Here is a 15,305-nt window from a genome sequence, read left to right on the forward strand (position 1 = left end):
ATGCGCATCGACGTCGTCTCCATCTTCCCGTCGTACTTCGATGGTCTGACGCTGTCCCTGCTGGGCAAGGCGCGCGATTCGGGCATCCTCGACCTGCACGTGCACGACCTGCGGGATTGGACCCACGATCGTCATCGCACGGTCGATGACACGCCCTACGGCGGCGGTGCCGGCATGGTGATGAAGCCCGAGCCGTGGGGGCTCGCGCTCGATGACCTCACCGCCGGCCTCGACACGCGACCGACCATCATCTTCCCGTCTCCCGCGGGCGAGCTGTTCCGCCAGTCGACGGCCCGCGAGCTGGCACATCGAGAGCACCTGCTCTTCGGCTGCGGCCGCTACGAGGGGATCGACGAGCGCGTCTTCGAGTACGCGTCAACACTCGGTGACGTTCGGCTGATGAGCCTCGGAGACTATGTGCTCAACGGGGGAGAAGTGGCCGTCATGGCCATGACCGAAGCCATCGGCCGCCTGATTCCGGGCGTCGTCGGCAACCCCGAGAGTCTCGTCGAGGAATCGCACGAGGATGGTCTGCTCGAGTACCCGTCGTACACGAAGCCCTCGACATGGCGCGAGCGCGAGGTGCCCTCCGTGCTGCTGAGCGGCAACCACGGCGCGATCGCCGCATGGCGCCGCGAGCAGCAGATCGAACGCACCCGACAGCGACGCCCCGACCTGCTCGCCGAGTAGCAACGCGCCCCACTGGTACGGTCGTGGCATGGTGGACCAGACGCTTGCCCGCTCGTTTCTCACTGCCGGTGCCGACTACGACCGCTACCGTCCCGGGTTTCCCGCAGAGGCAGCGGATGCCATCGTTCCCGCCTCAGCGCGCGTGGCTCTGGACCTGGGCGCGGGCACGGGGAAGTTCACCGAGCTGATCGTCGGCCGAGCCGACCGCGTGATCGCTGTCGAGCCGTCCGAGCAGATGCTCGCCGTCCTGCGGGCGAAACTGCCCGGCGTGGAGACGATGATCGGCGCAGCCGAGTCGATTCCCGCATCCGATCACTCGATCGACGTCGTGACCGTCGCGCAGGCGTTCCACTGGTTCGATCGCGAGCCGGCGTGTGCTGAGATCGCCCGTGTTCTGGTTCCCGGTGGGGTGCTCGGCCTGCTGTGGAATCGATCCGACCCTCGTTGCGCCTGGGACCGCGCGTGCCATCGTGTCGCTCACCCGGCCGTGGAGGACACAAACGAGACGGCGAGTTCCGCGGCGGAGCAGCTCCCGGGCTTCGACGTCGTCGGACGCGTGACCGTTCCCTGGGCGGAGAGCATCTCCCGTGCCGATTACATCGCGCGCTGGCACACCGTGAGCAGCTTCATGACAGCATCCGATGCCGAGCGCGCACGCATGACCGCTGATGTCGAACGCATCCTCGACGCCGACCCCGCGACTGCGGGGCGCGAGATCTTGGACCTGCCGCAGATCACGGACGTGTACGTCTACCGAGCACGCGTCTGAGAACAGGGAAGCGCACCAGAACAGGATGATTCCCCGAGAATCATCCTGTTCTGAGCAACGAGCCTGTTCTCGGTGACGAGGTCGCCTGCCTGAATCGTCAGTCGACGCCGAGGAAGCTGCGGTCGGTGAGCACGATCGGGCCCTCGTCGGTGACCGCGACCGTGTGCTCGGAGTGCGAGCCGCGCGACCCGTCGGCGCTGCGCAGCGTCCAGCCGTCCGCGTCGGTGATGAGCTCGTCGGTCGTTGCCAGCAGCCACGGCTCCAGGGCGAAGACCAGACCCGCGCGCAACGGGAACCCGCGGCCGGCGCGGCCGTCGTTGGGGATGTGCGGGTCACCGTGCATGATGCGACCGACGCCGTGTCCACCGAAATCGGTGTTGATCGAGTAGCCCCCGCCGTGCGAGACCTCGGCGATGGATGCTGAGATATCGCCGATCCGGTTGCCCACGACCGCAGCGGCGATCGCGGCGTCCAGGGCACGCTCGGTGGTGTCGATTAGGCGCAGGTCCTCATCGCGGGGTGTTCCGACGATGAACGAGATCGCCGAGTCCGCCACCCAGCCGTCGACAGAGACGGCGAAGTCGAGCGAGACGAGGTCGCCGTCGCGCAGCACGTAGTCATGAGGGAGGCCATGCAGCACCGCGTCGTTGACCGAGGTGCAGATCACCTTGCCGAATGGGCCGCGGCCGAACGACGGGGCGTAGTCGATGTAGCACGACTCCGCACCGGCACGGCGGATCAGGTCGTGTGCGCGCTTGTCGATGGCGAGCAGGTTGGTCCCCACCTTCGTCTCGTCGCGAAGCGTGGCCAGCGTCTCGGCCACGAAGCGGCCGGCGGCGCGCATCTCGTCGATCTCGGCCGGGGTGCGCAGTTCGATCATCGGGGGTGTCCTCTCGTCAGCATCCCATTCTCCCCGATGCCGGCTGGTCGGATGCCCACAGCGAACGCGCGGCCATCAGCGCCGTCGGGGACGTAACATCGAAGCATGGTTTTACGACGGGCGTTCTTCCACTGGCTGCTGCCATCGGCGTTCCTGCTGCCGCTGTGGATGGTCGTCGGATGGGCGATCTTCGGGCAGTCCGGCTGGGCGTTGCTGTGGGTGCTGCTGATCGCCGTGCCGTCGCTGTTCATCGGGCAGCTCGTGCTGACCCTTCTCACCCGATCGCGTCCGTCGGTGCGCGCCGAACGCGCGGTGTCCTGGTGGGACGTCCTGGGCTTCGCGGTGTGGCACGGCCTGACGATCGCCGTCGCCTGCTTCATCGACGGGGCCTTCCCCTGGCTGCTCACCGGCGCGATCGCCGCCGCGCTCGGTCTGTTCTGGCTGCAACTGTGGCAGTTGTGGAACGAGGCCCGCGGCTCCGGCGCGCGAATCCGCGAGACCATCACGTGGTCGAGCATGTCGCGCTCGGATCCCGCATCTTCGTGCGAATCCGAGGTGTTCATCGTCGAGGAGCGCCGGCCGCAGGATTGAGCGCGCCGCGCGGTTGGAAGCGCACCGGAGTTCGTGGCAGAATAGATGCTTGTGCCGTGAACCGGCTCTGCCTCAGGGGAGCCCGCGGATGCCTCGTGCTCCGCTTGGCACACACCCACTCTTGACCCTTTGAAAAATGCCCCCGACCTGTGGCGGGTGCAGAGAGAGACGATCATGCAGATCCTCGACGCCGTTGACGCGGCATCGCTCCGTTCGGACATTCCTGTCTTCCACCCCGGTGACACCGTCAAGGTGCACGTGAACATCACCGAGGGCAACCGCTCGCGTGTCCAGGTGTTCCAGGGCGTCGTCATCGGCCGCCAGGGCGACGGTGTGCGCGAGACCTTCACGGTCCGCAAGATCAGCTTCCAGGTCGGCGTCGAGCGTACCTTCCCGGTGCACTCGCCGGTGATCGACCACATCGAGGTCGTCACCCGCGGTGACGTGCGTCGCGCGAAGCTGTACTACCTGCGCAACCTGCGTGGCAAGAAGGCGAAGATCCGCGAGAAGCGCGAGAACTGACACGCCGAATGCGCAGAGAACCCCGGGACACAGCGTCCCGGGGTTCTCTCGTTGCGGTCGCGATATGCGAACCTGGTAGCGGCCGCCCCGGGCGGTGAGCCCGACGAAGAAGGATGCACATGACACACGCCGCAGAGGCAGCACCGCGCCCATCACGAGGCAGGGGCTTTCTCATCTTCCTGCGTGACGTGATCGTCATCATCCTCATCGCAGCGCTGGTCTCGTTCGTCGTGAAGACGTTCGTTGTGCGCTCGTTCTACATCCCCTCCGGCTCGATGGAGCGCACGCTGCTGATCGACGACCGCATCCTCGTTGACGAGCTGACTCCGCGCTGGGCCGGCTACGAACGCGGCGACGTCGTCGTGTTCCAGGACCCGGGTGGGTGGCTGCCTCCGGCGCCACAGCGCCCGGCACGTCCGGGCCTCGTCGAAGCGACCGATTGGGTGCTCACGTTCGTGGGCATCTCGACCTCGGACGCGCAGGATCACCTCGTCAAGCGTCTGATCGGGATGCCCGGTGATCACATCGTCTGCTGCAACGCTCTCGGACAGCTCACTATCAACGGTTCGCCGGTGAACGAGCTCTCGTACCTTAATCTTCCCGAGGGGGACACCGCGGCGTCCAACACCGAGTTCGATGTCACGGTGCCGGAAGGCGCCGTCTGGGTGATGGGCGACAACCGCGATCGCTCGCAGGACTCCCGGGCGCACCAGGAGCTCCCGGGGGGCGGGTTCGTACCGCTGGAGAACGTTGTCGGACGGGCGTTCCTGACGACGTGGCCCCTGAACCGCTTCGGCATGATCGACACGCACGACGACGTGTTCCAAGCCGTTCCGGAGCCGTGATGGCCGTCGTCGAACCGACACTGCGGCTGGAGCGACAGCTGCTGAGAGATTTTGACCTGATCATCGCGCTCGATGAGGTGGGGCGCGGTGCGCTGGCAGGTCCCGTCGCCGTCGGCGCGGCGGTGATGGATGCCCGTGGCTCGCGGCGCCGAGTGCCCGAGGGCCTGCGCGATTCGAAGATGATCACCGAGAAGCGGCGCCCTGAGATGGCGGAGCGTGCGCACGCATGGGTGTCCGCATCGGGTGTCGGATGGTCAACGGCAGATGAGGTCGATGAGGTCGGCATCATGCGCGCGCTCGGTCTGGCGGCCTCCCGCGCCGTGCAGTCCGTGGTAGATCACGGGGCATCGCTGGACCGGACGCTCATCATCCTCGATGGCAACCACGACTACCTCAGCGCCGTGCACCCGGCATCCGTCACGGTCAGGACCGTGATCAAGGGTGACCGCGACTGCGCTTCGGTGTCGGCTGCCTCGGTGATCGCGAAGGTGGCCAGGGACGGCCTGATGGCGTCTCTGCACCCCGAGCACCCGGCCTATCAGTGGGATCGCAACAAGGGGTATGCGAGTCGTGAGCATCGCGAGGCGATCCGCGCGCAGGGACTTTCGCCGTTCCACCGTGCCTCGTGGGCGATCGCCGAGGCGCCGACCCTGTTCTGAGCGCGCTCTCGCCTAGACTGGAGCCATCATGGATGACGACGCCTTCGACGACTACGACCGCGAGCTCGAGCTTGCGCTGTTCCGCGAGTACCGCGATGTCGTTCAGCAGTTCCAGTACGTGGTCGAGACCGAGCGCCGGTTCTACCTCGCCAACGAGGTGAACGTCGTCCGCCGCGACACCGAGCACGATTTCTACTTCGAGATCTCGATGTCGGATGTCTGGGTGTGGGATATCTACCGCGCAGATCGCTTCGTCAAGGCGGTGCGCGTGCTCACGTTCAAGGACGTGAACGTCGAGGAGCTGCAGCGGCGCGAGTTCGAGATCCCGGACGAGCTCTCGCTCGACGGGCAGTGACGCACCGTTTGTCCCCAGATCTCCGATCTCGGTGACCTCTCCACAACGCACGGGATAGTGGCGTTCGAGCGTCTCCGCCGCGCGTCAGGCTGTCGTCATGGCAGCGAAAGACGACTTTGGGCGAGCAGGCGAGGAACGCGCCGCGCAGCATCTGCGAGCCAGCGGGTACGCGGTGCTCGATCGCAACTGGCGATGCGCCCAGGGCGAGATCGACATCGTCGCGGTGCACGATGGGATGCTCTGCATCGTCGAGGTGAAGGCTCGGCGCAGTGAGGCCTTCGGGCACCCGTTCGAAGCCATCGATGAACGCAAGCGACGGCGGCTGTGGCAGCTGGCGTTCGCCTGGGCCGCCGAGCATCCTGATGCCGCTCGCCGCCGTCCGGTGCGTCTGGAGGCCATCGGTCTGATCGGAGCGGATGCCCGAACGGCGCGCCTTGAGCACCTCGTGGACATGCTGTGAGCACGGCACGCACCTGGGCGGTCGCCCTCACCGGCGTCGACGGGCACCTGGTCGAGGTCGAGGCTGACCTGAGCAACCAGACCCCGGGATTCCAGATCATCGGATTGCCCGACAAGGCTCTGGGGGAGTCCGCGCAGCGGGTGCGCAACGCCTGTGTGAACGTCGGGCTGCCGTTTCCGCGTCGTCGCGTGACCGTCAATCTGTCACCGGCGAACCTGCCCAAGCACGGGTCAGGTTTCGATGTGAGTATCGCCGTCGCGACGCTGGCGACGGAGGGAACCGTATCGGCGGATGCCATTCGCGCGACCGTGCACATCGGTGAGCTCGGTCTCGACGGGCGGCTGCGTCCGGTTCCCGGCGTGCTGCCCTCGGTCTACGCGGCGGCCCGGGCCGGCTTCGAACGCGTCATCGTGCCGCACGCCAATGCCGACGAGGCGCGCCTGGTGCCGGGTATCGAGGTACGGGCAGCGACGTCGTTGGCCGAGGTCGCGGCGCTCCACGGAGCCGAGATCGACCCGCTCGAGGTCGATCCGGTCGTGTTGCCCGGGGAAGACGACCGCGAGGAGGACGCTCATCTGGAACTCGCCGATGTCGTCGGGCAGGATGACGCCGTCGACGCGATGATCACGGCGGCCGCCGGGGGACACCACATGATGTTGAGCGGCCCACCGGGTGCGGGCAAGACCATGCTGGCGCGGCGGTTACCTGGCATCCTTCCGCCCCTGACCGACGCGGAGGCGCTCGAAGTGGCCGCGATTCGCTCGCTGACCGGGCGCGCCGTGACGCGCCTCGAGTCGGTGGCACCGTTCGAAGCACCGCACCACAGCGCGTCGGCGGCGGCGCTGGTCGGTGGCGGGTCGCGCGTGGCGCGGCCCGGCGCCATCGTGCGCGCGCACCGGGGCGTGTTGTTCCTCGACGAGACTCCGGAGTTCCAGCGTGTTGCGTTGGACGCGTTGCGACAGCCGCTCGAATCGGGACGCATCGAGCTGATCCGCTCCGGATTCAGCGCGTCGTTCCCCGCGAGGTTCCAGCTGATCCTGGCCATGAACCCCTGTCCGTGCGGTCAGTACGGAGTCCGTGGGTCGGACTGCACATGCCCGCCGATGGCGATTCGCCGCTATGCGGGCCGGTTGTCCGGACCGCTACGCGACAGGATCGACATCGATCTGCGGGTGGCGCGCGTCGCCGCTTCGCGTGCGACGTCGGGGGAGCGATCCCGGATGAGCTCCGCGGTCGCGCGCGAGCGCGTGCTCATGGCACGCGCCGCCGCACAGGAGCGCTGGCAGGGCACACCGTGGCGAGTGAACGGCGATGTGCCCGGGGAACGGCTGAGGCAGGGGGATCTGCGACTGCCCGCATCCGTGCGCGCGCCGTTGGATCGCGCACTCGAACGCGGCACGGTCACTCTGCGCGCCTACGACCGCGTCTTGCGCATCGCGTGGACGCTCGCCGATCTCGACGGACTCGGGATGCCCGGCGCTGACGAACTGGGACGAGCCCTGTTCCTGAAGAAAGGACTGCTGCCATGACGCAGACCCTTGTCCACCTCATCGATGACATCGATGTGCGCCGTGCCGCCGAACGGTTGCGGCCCGATGCCGACACCGTCGAGACAGCAGCCCGTGCCGCGTGGTCGGTGCTCGTGGAACCCGGCGACGGCGTGGCAGGTGCGCTCATCTCAGCCTTCGGCGCACCCCAGGCGTTGCGGATCGCCCTGGGTGAGCCGCGGCTCCTCCCGCCGAACGTGATCTCACCGCGCGAGCTCACTGAAGCACTGGCCCGCTGGAGACCGCGTGCGAGGCCAGAAGCAGTGCATGAGGCACTCACATCGTGCCAGCACGTTGGCGGCGGCCTGTTGCTGCCGCGCGACGCGCAATGGCCGGCCGGACTGGACGACCTCGGCGTGCACGCGCCTGTCGCGCTGTGGACACGTGGCGACCTCACCGCGCTCGAGTGCACCACGAGCGCGGCCATCGTCGGGGCCCGCGCTGCGACCTCATACGGGGAGTCGGTGGCAGGCGAGATCGCCGGTGACCTCGCCGGTGCGGGAACGCTCGTGATCTCAGGAGGCGCATACGGCATCGACGGCGCGGCCCACCGTGCCGCCCTGGGCGCGGGAGGCCGGACGGTCGCGTTTCTTGCCGGCGGTGTCGACCGTGCGTACCCCGTCGGGCACCAGCAATTGTTCGACCGCATTCGGGCTGCAGGAGCCGTACTGAGTGAGGTGCCGTGTGGGGCCGCGCCGACCAAGTGGCGGTTCCTGGCGCGCAACCGCATGATCGCCGCTGCCGGTATGGCGACCGTGGTCATCGAAGCGGGGTGGCGCAGCGGTTCCCTCAACACGGCCGGGCACGCTGCCAGCCTCGGGCGACCGCTCGGCGCGGTGCCCGGGCCGGTGACCTCTGCCGCCTCGGCCGGTTGCCATCGCCTGCTGCGTGAGTACGACGCGGTGTGCGTGACCAGCGCGGAAGACGTCAGAGAGCTCTGGGGTGAGGCGTCGACACCCCGGACATCGTCCGACTCCGAGCATCCCGACCGGATCCGCCTGCGTGATGCGCTCAGTACGCGAACGCCTCGTGATGCGCAGGAGATCGCCCGCAACAGCGGCCTGTCCGTGGAACGCGTGCGCGGACTCCTCGGGCTTCTCGCGCTCGACGGCGAGGTGTCGCAGCGCAACGGAGGGTGGCTACGCAGTACATGACGGCGCGGCAGCCCGCGGCGAGTTCGGGTCCGCGGCATCCTGGACTGATGCGGTACTCAGCGGCTGTGCAGGCGTTCTGCGACCACCTCGAACACGTGCGTCGCCTCTCGTCGGCGACGGTGCGTGCGTACCGCTCCGACCTCGCCGATCTCGGACGCGTGCTGGCCGCTGACGATCTCACCACGATCGATCTCGAGGTACTGCGCGAATGGTTATGGCAGGCCACCCAGCGCGGTGACGCCCGGTCGACGCTCGCCCGGCGGGCCGCGGCCGTGCGGTCGTTCTTCGGCTGGGCACAGGAGAACGACCTGATCGACACCGACCCCAGTCTTCGCCTCGTCACCCCCAAGCGCGCCAAGACGCTGCCGGTCGTCGCCTCGAGCGAAGGGATCCGCGATCTGCTCGATACCCAGCGCACGATCGCTGCGGACGGCGACCCGATCGCACTGCGCGACCACGCCATGCTGGAGCTGCTGTATGGCTCGGGAATGCGCGTCTCCGAACTGTGCGGGATCGACGTCGATGACATCGACCTGCAGCGCCGCACGGTACGGGTGCTCGGCAAGGGAGCCAAGGAGCGTGTCGTTCCATTCGGGGGGCCCGCGGCGGATGCCATTGGCGCGTATCTCTCCCGCGCGCGCCCCGCCCTCCACGCCCGCGCCGAGCGCCCCGGACCCGCTGCGTTCCTCGGGTCGCGCGGCGCACGGATCGGCCCTCGCAGCGTGTACGCACTCGTCGCACGGGTACTCGCCCCGATCGTGGGCGCCGAGCACGTCGGGCCCCACGCGCTACGACACTCCGCCGCGACGCATCTGCTGGACGGCGGCGCTGATCTGCGCGCGGTCCAGGAGATCTTGGGGCACGCCAGTCTCGGTACCACCCAGATCTACACCCACGTCTCGGCCGAACGCCTCACCGCGAGCTATCGCCTCGCCCATCCGCGCGCGTGAGTCTGCGGCGCGACGCGCTCCGCGGCGATCGAGCACTCACGGCACAGCTGAGCAGCACGGCAGCAGAACCGCCCGCGGCACCTGCCCGAACAGCGGCAACGGATTGACGTACTCCCCGTCGACGCGCACCCCGATGTGCATCGCGCCGCGCACGGTGTGACCCCCCTCGGCGACCGCACCGATCACGGCGCCCGCGGTGACGACGTCGCCGGGCGCCAGCGATGACGACACCGGTTCCCAGGTGCTGACGAATCCGGACCCGTGGTCGATGGTCACCAGCGGACGATCCACCACGGTGCCGCGGAATGCCACCACGCCACCCGCCGGAGCATGCACATCCGCACCCGGGACGACGGCGATGTCCATACCGCGGTGGCCCGGCCCGTAGTCATGCGCCGGTGCTCGGAACGGCTCGACGACGCGCCGCGCACCGCCTACCGGCCACCGCCACGGGAAGCCCGGCGCATCGACATCGGTATCGGCGGACCCCGTAGCATCCGCCACACGCGCCGCGTCGGCAACGACGGCGTCGGCGCGCACCGTTCCCAGGCAGCCAAGGCCCAGCAAGGCGCCGATGAGTGCGACCCGCACCAGCAGGAGCATCCGGCCGTCTGCTGCGCGTCTCTGCCACCGCACGGGCGCGCGGACGGGGGAGCGGCGGATCGAGTGCGGGACGAGAGCAGATGAACGCATCCGTCCACACTGCCCGCGTTGCGCCGCGGTGCGAGCGCCACTTCCGGCGGCGGTGGACAACTGCGCTGGCGAGCCCTTCCGGGGACGACAGGCTCGCCGCCGAATCTCACACCAAGCGGTAGCCGACCCCGCGCACGGTCTCGATCAGATCCGACCCGAGCTTCTGACGCAGATATCCGATGTACACGTCGGCGACGTTCGACCCCGGATCGAAGTCGTAGCCCCACACGCGACTGAGCAGCTGCTCACGGCTGAGCACCTGTCCAGCGTGTCGCACTAGCTCTTCGGCCAGGGCGAACTCGCGGGCCGACAGCTCGACATCGTGCTCACCGATACGGGCGCGTCTGCTGCGCACATCCAGGTGGAGTTCGCCGTGGCTGAGATCCAGCGATGCACCCGGCGCGTCCCGCCGCATGCGCAGGCGAATGCGAGCGAGTAGCTCGTCGAAACGGAACGGCTTGCCGAGGTAGTCATCGGCGCCACCCTCCAGACCCGCGATCGTGTCGTGCAACTCGACGCGGGCGGTGAGCATGATCACGGGCAGGGTCGAGCCCGAACCGCGTAGCTGCTCCAGAACGTGAAAGCCGTCGAAACCGGGCAGGTTCACATCGAGCACGAGAAGGTCGAACTCGTCGGTGAGTGCCAACGCGAGCGCGTCGGGGCCGGTCGCGGCAACCCGGGTGGCGAACCCCGCCGCGCGCAATCCCTTGTCGATGAACCCCGAGATGCGGGGTTCATCGTCGGCGATGAGGATGGATGCCATCGTCACTCCTTCTCGGCCGGCACGATGCCAGCGGGTGTTGCTTCGCGATCGATCTGCGCCTCGTCGACCGGCCCGCGTGGCAAGCGGATGGTGAACAGGGCCCCGCCGCCCGCGGCGTCGTCAACGCGGACGCTGCCGCCGTGTGCGTGAGCGATCAGGCGCACGATATTGAGGCCGAGCCCGCTGCCGTTGACGCCGTCCGAGGTGGCCGCGCGACGGAACCGCTCGAAGATCTCGTCTTTGTCTTCGTCGGGAACGCCGGGGCCGAAGTCGCGCACCCACAGTTCGACATGCCGTCCGGTCAGTCTGCTGCCGAGCACGATGCGGCCGCCACCGTAGGCGACGGCGTTCTGCGCGAGCTGCAGCATCGCCTGGGTGACGCGGGCGGCATCGATCATCGCCCTCCCGCGCGCACGCGCACCGACGCTGATCTCGGCTCCGGTGATGCCCTGCGCCTTGCGAGCGATCTGAACGAGCAGATCTGCGAGATCCACCGACGTCGGAGTCACGGGCGATGACCCGTGCAGCGAAGCGGCGTCGGAGAGATCCTGCACAAGGCGCCCCATCCGCTCGAGCTCATCCAGTGTCAGAGCCTGAGTCGCACGCACGTCCTCGACGTCGGTCGGGTCCATCACCTCGATATGCCCGTGCACGATCGTGATCGGCGTCTTCAGTTCGTGTCCCACATCGCTGAGCAGACGGCGCTGCGAATCGAGAGCCGCGTCGAGCCGATCCAGCATCGCATTCATCGTTCGGGCGAGGTCGGCGACGTCGTCGTTGCCGACAACGGGAATTCGCTCGTCCAGCGAACGCGCCGATACGCGCGTCGCGATCTCGCGCATCTGCCGAAGCGGTCGTAGCAACCGTGTGGCGACGATGCCGCCGACGGCGGCGACGAGGACGAGGGCGATGAGCGAAGCGATCACGAACACCCGCGCGGTGTCTTCGAACTCTGCCAGCTCGGCGTGGATGTCATAGACCATGACGAATACCGCGGGATCATCGCCTGTGCTGCTCTCGACGACGATGGGGGCTGCGAGGTAGCGCCAGGCGAGGTCGTCGTCGACGTACGTCCCGATGACTGGTTCACCGGCGGCAGTCTGCTCTTGGATGTACTCCGCAAACACATCCGCGCCACTCAGATCGAGGTCCAGCCGGACGCCGGGAACCATGTTGATCTCGTTCGCGACCATTCCCATGACACCGGTGTTGTCATCGGCGCTCATGCGCTCAACGACCGAGCGCAGCGCCGCGGTCGGGGTGCTCCACGGCTGACGCTCGGGAGAGTCGGATGCCACGGGCTCGCCCTCCGCGACGATGAACCGGGCGGTGTTGAGGTTGGCACGCAGCCGGTCGTCCATCTGGTCGAGATCCGATTTTCTCTCGACGAAGTACACCGCGCTGCCGACGACGAGCAGGCCGATAGCCATGGTCACGGTGATGGCGGCGACGATGCGGGTGCGCACGGAGACCACACGCGGATGCAGCGCGCTCGCGAGACGGCTCCGGTGATGCGAGGAGTCTGCGGGGCCGGTCACCACCCCAGTATCCCGCAATCGTCACAACGCACTGACGCCCTAAGAAAGGTCTCATCGAGTCGATGGGCGCCTCGTGATGCAATGTGTGGATGCACGCTCACGCCCGATCGCACCCGTTGCGCAGCGACTCCGACCTCATGCTGTTGCGAGAGGCGCTCGGTGACGTTGCCGCCGAGACCAGGGGTGACGACACGGCGCTGCGCCTGATCAGCAGAGAACCCCTCGGTGAAGGTTCGGTCTCGGGATTCGCCACGACGGCGGACTCACCGGAGCAGATCTGGTATGTGGACACGTCGCGCCTTGCGGTACGGGCCGAAACGGGGTTGGCGACAGGGGATGACCCGGCGCGCCCCGAGGCGCGGATCTGGGCGCACCCGGCGGATCCCCACCTGCCCGCCCTCGCCGCGACGGCGTTCGGACACGCGGCCACGGCGCTCCTGGCGCGACTGGGACTCGTCGCCACGGGTGAGCTGACCATGGTCGGGTACCGCCCTGGACGCCGCGCAGTGCTGCGCGCCGCAACCGATGGTGGCGATGTCTGGCTGAAGGTGGTGCGTCCGCGGCGTCTGGACCGGATTGTGGGTGCGCATCTTGCCTGCACGGAAGCCGGCCTGCCCGTTCCGACCCTGCGTGGCTGGGCGCCGGACGGGCTGCTTGTGCTGGACTCGGCGGTGGGTACGCCGGCGGCGGATACCCGGTGGAGCCCCCGATCGCTGCTCGATTCGGTCGACGCGCTCCGTGCGCAGATCTCGGGCGTCGTCTGGGACCGACCGGCCCCGTCGATCGCTGGCCGCCTCGACTGGTACGCGGGTCACGCGGGGGACGCCGTCGGGGTGGGGCGTCTGGTGGCGGGCATCCGAACACTGCTGGCGAACGCGACGGTGCGAGAAGACACCGTCGTGCACGGTGATCTGCACTTCGGGCAGCTCTTTCTTGCGGGTGAGGGTGCTGACATCAGCGGCATGATCGACGTCGATACGCTGGGGCGCGGTGACGCGGCTGAGGACTCCGCAGCTTTCATCGCCCATGCGGTCGCGAGCGCGCGCCTCACGGGTGTTGAGCATCGTGCCCGCATCTGGAGGCTCGCTGACGCGGCGTTGGAGCGCTGGGACGACCCCCGTGTCCGCGGATTCACGGGCATTCATCTGCTCGGTCAAGCCAACAGTGCGCGGGCTCACGGCGATACGACAGGAGCGCAGACGCTGTGCGCCACGGCGCAACGCATCGTCGACGGCGGCTCGGCGGGGGACCAGACCGAAGAAACATAAGAACGCCCTCATGATCTCTTTGGATACTGCTTAGGAGGCGTCGAGACGATAGATACACAGGCGGAACGGCGCACGAGCCGGTCCCATGAGAAGCGAAGGACTGCACGATGACGAAGAAGAAGTGGATCGCATACGGCGTCGGCGGACTGGTCGGCCTGAGCGTGATGGCCACCGCAGCGGCAGCCGCGGCTGACACGATGCGCCTCGAGACCACCGAGGGGACCGTCGTCCCCGGTGGTGAGGTGACCGAGCGTGGCGGTGTCATCGACGGCGCCACGGTTCACCTGCAGCAGACGAACTCGTCGGTGACTGTCGTCAGCGCGCCGAGCGCGGTGACCGTAGCATCCGCCGCCTCCCCCTACTCTGCACCCAGTGCCGACTCGGCGCCCAGCGTCGCATCCGCCCCCAGCGTCGCATCCGCCCCGTCGGCCGTCTCTCCGCCGAGCGTCGCCTCGGCAGCGTCGGCGGCATCGGTGGCGTCCGCAGCATCGGACTGACTTCGGTTGCAGAGCGAGCGAGCCCCGGGAACTCTCCCGGGGCTCGCTCGTGTCATCTGGGAGTGAGGGCGATCCTGTACACTGGGAAGGCACCTCGAAGTCGGGGTGACTACGCGTGCCCATAGCGAATCTCTTCGCGGCATCCACTCCCAGCGGTCCTGCTCTACGGCAGGCGGGTGTGCGCCGGGCACCAGGATCGTAGGTCGCAAGGCCGACGAGAACAACCTCAACGGCGCCACGCGCCAGAACCAGGAGACGACCATGGCTGTGGTCACCATCCGCCAGCTGCTCGACAGCGGCGTTCACTTCGGACACCAGACCCGTCGGTGGAACCCGAAGGTCAAGCGCTTCATCCTCACCGAGCGCAGCGGCATCCACATCATCGACCTGCAGCAGTCGCTGGCGTACATCGACAACGCCTACGACTTCGTCAAGGAGACGGTCGCACGCGGCGGCACGATCCTGTTCGTCGGCACCAAGAAGCAGGCGCAGGAGATCCTCGCCGAGCAGGCCGAGCGTGTCGGTCAGCCCTTCGTCAACCAGCGCTGGCTGGGTGGCCTCCTCACCAACTTCTCGACGATCGCCAAGCGCCTCGCTCGTATGAAGGAGCTCGAGGAGCTCGACTACGAGAACCCGGCAGCATCCGGCTTCACCAAGAAGGAGCTGCTGCTCAAGAAGCGCGAGCTCGACAAGCTGCACAAGTCGCTCGGTGGTATCCGCAACCTGTCGAAGACCCCTTCGGCGCTCTGGGTCGTCGACGCCAAGCGCGAGCACCTCGCCATCGACGAGGCGAAGAAGCTGGGTATCCCGGTCATCGGCATCCTCGACACCAACGCCGACCCGGACGACTTCCAGTACCCGATCCCCGGCAACGACGACGCGATCCGCTCGGTCTCGCTGCTGACGCGCATCATCGCCGACGCTGCCGCTGAGGGCCTGCAGCAGAAGCACAACCCCGATGCCGGCGACGCCGAGCCGCTCGCCGAGTGGGAGCGCGAGCTTCTCGAGACCGGCGCCGAGGCTGCTTCGACCGAAGAGACCCCCGCCGAGGCTCCGGCCGCGGACGAGGCTCCGGCCGAGACTGCCGCCGACGCCAAGTAAGCCACCCCGTACGCACAGACACG

Annotated in this window: 18 protein-coding genes; 14 read left to right on the forward strand and 4 right to left on the reverse strand. The window is 68.0% G+C overall.

All coding sequences use genetic code 11. From position 1 onward, the window contains the following. Both trmD and PTQ19_RS06710 read left to right on the forward strand, forming a co-directional pair. On the forward strand, positions 1–690 hold the full coding sequence (trmD, locus tag PTQ19_RS06705) for a tRNA (guanosine(37)-N1)-methyltransferase TrmD (RefSeq protein WP_274368893.1): 690 nt from the start codon (positions 1–3) through the stop codon (positions 688–690). 28 nt (positions 691–718) lie between these two features. After that, complete coding sequence (locus PTQ19_RS06710; protein WP_274368894.1) at positions 719–1,459, forward strand: class I SAM-dependent methyltransferase; 741 nt, start codon at positions 719–721, stop codon at positions 1,457–1,459. Between the two features lie 97 nt (positions 1,460–1,556). On the opposite strand, the gene map is transcribed toward PTQ19_RS06710, so the two are convergent. Then, positions 1,557–2,339: a type I methionyl aminopeptidase gene (map, locus tag PTQ19_RS06715; RefSeq protein WP_179410981.1), complete on the reverse strand. Its 783-nt coding sequence runs from the start codon at positions 2,337–2,339 to the stop codon at positions 1,557–1,559. Positions 2,340–2,444: 105 nt separating this feature from the next. Here map and PTQ19_RS06720 point away from each other — a divergent pair, with 105 nt between their 5' ends. The 9 genes from PTQ19_RS06720 to PTQ19_RS06760 all read left to right on the forward strand — a co-directional run bounded on the left by PTQ19_RS06720 (position 2,445) and on the right by PTQ19_RS06760 (position 9,422). Further along, complete coding sequence (locus PTQ19_RS06720; protein WP_274368895.1) at positions 2,445–2,930, forward strand: MFS transporter permease; 486 nt, start codon at positions 2,445–2,447, stop codon at positions 2,928–2,930. Between the two features lie 174 nt (positions 2,931–3,104). Beyond that, entirely contained in the window at positions 3,105–3,452 is a 348-nt protein-coding gene (gene rplS / locus PTQ19_RS06725) for a 50S ribosomal protein L19 (protein ID WP_179411870.1), read from the forward strand. A 119-nt stretch (positions 3,453–3,571) separates the two neighbouring features. After that, a complete protein-coding gene (gene lepB, locus PTQ19_RS06730; protein WP_242521894.1) occupies positions 3,572–4,297 on the forward strand; it encodes a signal peptidase I in 726 nt (241 codons plus the stop codon). Then, on the forward strand, positions 4,297–4,956 hold the full coding sequence (locus PTQ19_RS06735; protein WP_274368896.1) for a ribonuclease HII: 660 nt from the start codon (positions 4,297–4,299) through the stop codon (positions 4,954–4,956). The genes lepB and PTQ19_RS06735 overlap by 1 nt, the downstream gene beginning before the upstream one ends. Positions 4,957–4,984: 28 nt before the next feature. Beyond that, positions 4,985–5,311, forward strand: coding sequence for a DUF2469 family protein (locus PTQ19_RS06740; protein WP_179410977.1), 327 nt, complete (start codon positions 4,985–4,987; stop codon positions 5,309–5,311). 97 nt (positions 5,312–5,408) lie between these two features. Beyond that, positions 5,409–5,771 carry a YraN family protein gene (locus tag PTQ19_RS06745; protein ID WP_179410976.1) on the forward strand — a complete coding sequence of 121 codons (363 nt, stop codon included), beginning with the start codon at positions 5,409–5,411 and terminating at the stop codon, positions 5,769–5,771. Continuing rightward, on the forward strand, positions 5,768–7,300 hold the full coding sequence (locus tag PTQ19_RS06750; RefSeq protein ID WP_274368897.1) for a YifB family Mg chelatase-like AAA ATPase: 1,533 nt from the start codon (positions 5,768–5,770) through the stop codon (positions 7,298–7,300). Before PTQ19_RS06745 ends, PTQ19_RS06750 begins: the two co-directional genes overlap by 4 nt. Beyond that, positions 7,297–8,472, forward strand: coding sequence for a DNA-processing protein DprA (gene dprA, locus PTQ19_RS06755; protein ID WP_274368898.1), 1,176 nt, complete (start codon positions 7,297–7,299; stop codon positions 8,470–8,472). The genes PTQ19_RS06750 and dprA overlap by 4 nt, the downstream gene beginning before the upstream one ends. Before the next feature lie 47 nt (positions 8,473–8,519). Beyond that, positions 8,520–9,422, forward strand: a complete 903-nt coding sequence (locus PTQ19_RS06760) for a tyrosine recombinase XerC (RefSeq protein ID WP_274368899.1) — start codon at positions 8,520–8,522, stop codon at positions 9,420–9,422. A 36-nt stretch (positions 9,423–9,458) separates the two neighbouring features. Here the strand turns inward: PTQ19_RS06760 and PTQ19_RS06765 are convergent, their stop codons facing one another. From PTQ19_RS06765 to PTQ19_RS06775, 3 genes are all read right to left on the reverse strand, one after another. Further along, positions 9,459–10,115: a murein hydrolase activator EnvC family protein gene (locus PTQ19_RS06765; protein ID WP_274368900.1), complete on the reverse strand. Its 657-nt coding sequence runs from the start codon at positions 10,113–10,115 to the stop codon at positions 9,459–9,461. 106 nt (positions 10,116–10,221) lie between these two features. Beyond that, positions 10,222–10,878 (reverse strand): response regulator transcription factor, encoded by a 657-nt coding sequence (locus PTQ19_RS06770; RefSeq protein WP_179410972.1) that lies wholly within the window; start codon positions 10,876–10,878, stop codon positions 10,222–10,224. 2 nt (positions 10,879–10,880) lie between these two features. Continuing rightward, on the reverse strand, positions 10,881–12,416 hold the full coding sequence (locus PTQ19_RS06775; RefSeq protein ID WP_274368901.1) for a sensor histidine kinase: 1,536 nt from the start codon (positions 12,414–12,416) through the stop codon (positions 10,881–10,883). 89 nt (positions 12,417–12,505) lie between these two features. Between PTQ19_RS06775 and PTQ19_RS06780 the strand changes: the two genes are divergently transcribed. From PTQ19_RS06780 to rpsB, 3 genes are all read left to right on the forward strand, one after another. After that, the gene (locus tag PTQ19_RS06780; protein ID WP_274368902.1) at positions 12,506–13,684 is read left to right on the forward strand and encodes a phosphotransferase; all 1,179 of its coding nucleotides are present in this window, start codon (positions 12,506–12,508) and stop codon (positions 13,682–13,684) included. Between the two features lie 107 nt (positions 13,685–13,791). Continuing rightward, positions 13,792–14,181: a hypothetical protein gene (locus tag PTQ19_RS06785; RefSeq protein ID WP_274368903.1), complete on the forward strand. Its 390-nt coding sequence runs from the start codon at positions 13,792–13,794 to the stop codon at positions 14,179–14,181. A gap of 261 nt (positions 14,182–14,442) precedes the next feature. Next, a complete protein-coding gene (gene rpsB, locus PTQ19_RS06790) occupies positions 14,443–15,282 on the forward strand; it encodes a 30S ribosomal protein S2 (RefSeq protein ID WP_274368904.1) in 840 nt (279 codons plus the stop codon). Positions 15,283–15,305: the final 23 nt, after the last annotated feature.

Source organism: Microbacterium esteraromaticum (assembly GCF_028747645.1).
GTDB lineage: Bacteria > Actinomycetota > Actinomycetes > Actinomycetales > Microbacteriaceae > Microbacterium > Microbacterium esteraromaticum_C.

What these genes read in the sequence shown, in the direction of transcription:
- trmD (WP_274368893.1), top strand. Translation starts at nt 1, where the DNA reads ATGCGCATCGACGTCGTCTCCATCTTCCCGTCGTACTTCGATGGTCTG.
- PTQ19_RS06710 (WP_274368894.1), top strand. Translation starts at nt 719, where the DNA reads ATGGTGGACCAGACGCTTGCCCGCTCGTTTCTCACTGCCGGTGCCGAC.
- map (WP_179410981.1), bottom strand. Translation starts at nt 2,339, where the DNA reads ATGATCGAACTGCGCACCCCGGCCGAGATCGACGAGATGCGCGCCGCC.
- PTQ19_RS06720 (WP_274368895.1), top strand. Translation starts at nt 2,445, where the DNA reads ATGGTTTTACGACGGGCGTTCTTCCACTGGCTGCTGCCATCGGCGTTC.
- rplS (WP_179411870.1), top strand. Translation starts at nt 3,105, where the DNA reads ATGCAGATCCTCGACGCCGTTGACGCGGCATCGCTCCGTTCGGACATT.
- lepB (WP_242521894.1), top strand. Translation starts at nt 3,572, where the DNA reads ATGACACACGCCGCAGAGGCAGCACCGCGCCCATCACGAGGCAGGGGC.
- PTQ19_RS06735 (WP_274368896.1), top strand. Translation starts at nt 4,297, where the DNA reads ATGGCCGTCGTCGAACCGACACTGCGGCTGGAGCGACAGCTGCTGAGA.
- PTQ19_RS06740 (WP_179410977.1), top strand. Translation starts at nt 4,985, where the DNA reads ATGGATGACGACGCCTTCGACGACTACGACCGCGAGCTCGAGCTTGCG.
- PTQ19_RS06745 (WP_179410976.1), top strand. Translation starts at nt 5,409, where the DNA reads ATGGCAGCGAAAGACGACTTTGGGCGAGCAGGCGAGGAACGCGCCGCG.
- dprA (WP_274368898.1), top strand. Translation starts at nt 7,297, where the DNA reads ATGACGCAGACCCTTGTCCACCTCATCGATGACATCGATGTGCGCCGT.
- PTQ19_RS06760 (WP_274368899.1), top strand. Translation starts at nt 8,520, where the DNA reads ATGCGGTACTCAGCGGCTGTGCAGGCGTTCTGCGACCACCTCGAACAC.
- PTQ19_RS06765 (WP_274368900.1), bottom strand. Translation starts at nt 10,115, where the DNA reads ATGCGTTCATCTGCTCTCGTCCCGCACTCGATCCGCCGCTCCCCCGTC.
- PTQ19_RS06770 (WP_179410972.1), bottom strand. Translation starts at nt 10,878, where the DNA reads ATGGCATCCATCCTCATCGCCGACGATGAACCCCGCATCTCGGGGTTC.
- PTQ19_RS06780 (WP_274368902.1), top strand. Translation starts at nt 12,506, where the DNA reads ATGCACGCTCACGCCCGATCGCACCCGTTGCGCAGCGACTCCGACCTC.
- PTQ19_RS06785 (WP_274368903.1), top strand. Translation starts at nt 13,792, where the DNA reads ATGACGAAGAAGAAGTGGATCGCATACGGCGTCGGCGGACTGGTCGGC.
- rpsB (WP_274368904.1), top strand. Translation starts at nt 14,443, where the DNA reads ATGGCTGTGGTCACCATCCGCCAGCTGCTCGACAGCGGCGTTCACTTC.